The sequence below is a fragment of the uncultured Maritalea sp. genome (genome assembly GCF_937139385.1).
Taxonomy (GTDB): Bacteria; Pseudomonadota; Alphaproteobacteria; order Rhizobiales; family Devosiaceae; genus Maritalea; species Maritalea porphyrae_A.
In genome coordinates, this window is sequence record NZ_CAKZPW010000229.1 from 1 (window position 1) to 3,529 (window position 3,529).

General features: G+C 51.8%; 4 protein-coding genes. All 4 read right to left on the reverse strand.

Annotation, left to right across the window (positions count from 1 at the left end; all coding sequences use genetic code 11):
* A partial coding sequence (gene gcvPB / locus Q0231_RS09745) for an aminomethyl-transferring glycine dehydrogenase subunit GcvPB (protein WP_299347454.1) occupies positions 1 to 1,061 on the reverse strand: 1,061 nt, incomplete at its 3' end.
* Positions 1,061 to 2,401: an aminomethyl-transferring glycine dehydrogenase subunit GcvPA gene (gene gcvPA, locus Q0231_RS09750; protein ID WP_269392534.1), complete on the reverse strand. Its 1,341-nt coding sequence runs from the start codon at positions 2,399 to 2,401 to the stop codon at positions 1,061 to 1,063. The genes gcvPB and gcvPA, both read right to left, overlap by 1 nt.
* Positions 2,402 to 2,418: 17 nt before the next feature.
* Positions 2,419 to 2,787, reverse strand: coding sequence for a glycine cleavage system protein GcvH (gcvH, locus tag Q0231_RS09755; protein WP_269392535.1), 369 nt, complete (start codon positions 2,785 to 2,787; stop codon positions 2,419 to 2,421).
* A 27-nt stretch (positions 2,788 to 2,814) separates the two neighbouring features.
* On the reverse strand, positions 2,815 to 3,529 hold a 715-nt coding region (locus tag Q0231_RS09760), incomplete at its 5' end, for a glycine cleavage T C-terminal barrel domain-containing protein (protein WP_299347456.1).

Sequence of the window (3,529 nt, forward strand, 5' to 3'; positions counted from 1 at the left end):
ATTTGGCCATGGAACGCTGACATACGGCCAAGGTGATCATCAGACCCGTCTTGGTTTTCAACCAAGGAGACCGCATCGCCATCACGTTTGACATAAGGCAATGGCGCATAGGGTGCCAATGCATCAGAAAGCACAACCGGCCCCGCACCTGGTCCACCACCACCGTGTGGGGTAGAGAAGGTTTTATGCAAGTTGATGTGCATTGCATCAATGCCCAAATCGCCCGGGCGAACAACGCCCATGATGGCGTTAAAGTTCGCGCCATCACAATAGAAGTATGCACCAGCTTCATGAACCGCATCAGCGATTTCGATCACGTCAGGCTCAAACAAACCACAGGTATTTGGGTTGGTGAGCATGATGCCAGCTACGTTTTCGTCCAAAGCGTCTTTGACCGCTTGTACGTCTACTGTGCCATCTTTGCGGGCCTTAATTTCCTTCACTTTATAACCAAGGAAGGCGGCAGTTGCCGGGTTTGTACCGTGTGCACTTTCTGGCACCAGCACGAGTTTGCGATGGCCTTGGCCCTTTGCTTCGTGCGCAGCTTTGATGGCCATCATGCCGCACATTTCGCCGTGGGCGCCCGCTTTTGGTGCCATAGCAACAGCACCTGTGCCGGTCAATTCCATCAACCAACGACCCAATTCTTCCATCAATTCAATTGCGCCTTGCACAGTTGATTGAGGTTGAAGCGGGTGAATGTCGGCAATACCGGGCAAACGCGCCATTTTTTCGTTCAGACGTGGGTTGTGCTTCATAGTGCACGACCCAAGCGGGTAGAAGCCCGCATCGATTGAATAGTTCAATCGGCTCATGCGCACATAGTGGCGCATTGATTGAGGCTCTGTCAGACCCGGCAAGTTGATTGGGGTCTGGCGTGCAAATCCACCCAGACGGGAGGAGAAGTCGGTGTCTGTTTTTGGTAGATCCACGCCAGATTTGTTTTTGTCGCCAACTTCAAAGAGCAAGGGCTCAGATGGCAACAAAGCAGCGCCGCTCGAGGCACCTACATTTGAATTAACGTTATCTACGTTTGTTGGACGGCCTTGATTGTTCAACATCAGATGACCTCCTTCAATGCAGCGGCAAAGGCTGCGATATCAGCATCGCTTGTCAGTTCCGTTGCGGCAACCACAAGCAAGTTTTCAAGTTCCTTTTTGCCCGGCTCCAAACGAGAAACCGGTACACCACCCAAAACGCCTTTTTCAGCCAAAGCTTCAACAATTGGTGCAGCCGCTTTTTGCAAACGCACGGTGAACTCGTTGAAATAATGCTCATTGACCAACTCAACGCCTTCAATTGCCGTTAGGGCATCTGCGGTTTTGTAAGCTTGCTGGTGGCTCAATGCTGCCATTTGCGAAAGGCCTTTTTGGCCGAGCAATGACATGTGGATAGAGAACGCCAATGCACAAAGACCAGAGTTGGTGCAAATGTTTGATGTGGCTTTGTCGCGTCGAATGTGCTGCTCACGCGTCGACAAGGTCAACACGAAACCGCGGTTGCCTTCAGCGTCTACGGTTTCACCGCAAACACGGCCTGGCATCTGCCGCACAAGGTTCGGACGGGTTGCCATCAGGCCGACGTAAGGTCCGCCAAATGTCAAAGGATTGCCGATAGACTGGCCTTCGCCAACCACAATGTCCGCGCCCTGAGCGCCAGGAGATTCAATGGCACCAAGGGAGATCACTTCGGTGAAAACCGCAATCAGCAAAGCGCCTTTTTCGTGCGCAGCTTCAGCGATCGGACGTAGATCACGCAAATTGCCGAAGAAATCTGGAGATTGCACAACAACCGCCGCTGTGGTGTCGTCGATTTGGGCGATGATGTCTTCTGTCGCTGTTGGATCAGAAGGTAAGCAAACAAAGCCCTCGTCGTCGCCCATGTATGTCGCAACAGTGTCGCGATACTGTGGGTGAAGGCCGCCAGACAAAACAATGCCCGGACGACGTTTTAAGCGACGTGCCATCAGCACAGCTTCAACCGTAGCGGTTGAGCCGTCGTACATTGAAGCGTTTGCCACTTCCATGCCGGTTAGGTTGGCCACTTGTGTTTGGAATTCAAACAGCATTTGCAGCGTACCTTGAGAAATCTCTGGTTGGTACGGTGTGTAAGCGGTCAAAAACTCAGAACGCTGGATCAAATGATCAACGCTGGCTGGCACGTGGTGGCGATATGCGCCAGCTCCCACGAAAAATGGCCCGTCGCCGGCTGCGCGGTTTTTGTTGGCAAACCCACGAATGGTCGCTTCAACAGCAAACTCTGGCTGGTGGTCAGGCAAATCAAGCTTTGCAGTGTTAAACACTTTGCTTGGCACTTTTGCAAACAGCTCATCGGACGACTGGATGCCAATGGCATCCATCATCACTTTTCTGTCCCTATTTGAATGCGGGAGGTAACGCATATAGTTTCCCTTTGAACTTAGGCAGTGTGGGCTTTGTAAGCGTCTTCGCTCATCAAGCCTTCAAGATCGCCAGCATCATCGATTTCGATTTTAAAGAACCAGCCGTCGCCCGCTGGGCTTGAATTCACAAGACCAGGCTCATCAGCCAATTTTTCGTTTACAGCGATAACGGTGCCTGAAACAGGTGCGTAAATTTCTGACGCAGCTTTTACTGATTCAACAACAGCAACTTCGTCGCCTTTTGAAAATTTTGCACCAACTTCTGGCACGTCAACAAACACCACGTCGCCCAATTGATTTTGTGCGTAGTCGGAAATACCAACTGTGCCTGTGTTGCCATCAACTGCGATATATTCGTGGTCTTCGGTGTAATGTGTATTGCTCATTTGGTCCCCCTTGGTCCGATATCTATTCTACAAACGCACATAGTTTGCAGGTGTAAATGGAAGTTTTTCAACCACGCCTTTGACGGGCTTGCCGCGTACGATGGCGGTCAATTCAGTACCTAGCTTGGCAAGGTCTGCAGGTACATAGGCAAAAGCAACTGGTGCACCAATTGTTGGGCCAAAAGTACCGGATGTGACCACGCCAATTTTGTTGCCGTCAGCATCAACGATCTCTGCGCCTTCGCGTACGGGCATGCGACCTTCAAAACGTACGCCTGCACGTTTTTGCGTGGCGCCATCTTTGATGATTTTTTGAATGGTTGATGCACCGGGGAACCCGCCTTCAACACGACGACCTTTGCCGATGGCAAAAATCAAGCCTGCGCTGATCGGATCACGTTGATCGTCCATATCGTGGCCATAAAGGCAAAGGCCTGCTTCAAGGCGCAAGCTGTCGCGCGCGCCCAAGCCGGCAGGCTCTACTTCATCGTTGCCCACAAGCAGCTCAGCCAATTTAACGGCGTCTTTTGCTTCAACGGAAAGCTCGAAGCCATCTTCGCCCGTATAACCAGAGCGCGACACATAAACGTCCATGCCTTCGATTTTTGTTGCAGCGGCGTTCATGAACGAAAGCTTTGAGGGCAAATCGCAATAGCGAGCCAAAACAGCTGCTGCTTTTGGGCCCTGCAGCGCCATCAGCGCAGAACCCGGAATGATCGGCGTGTCATCGCCAGGGAACTCG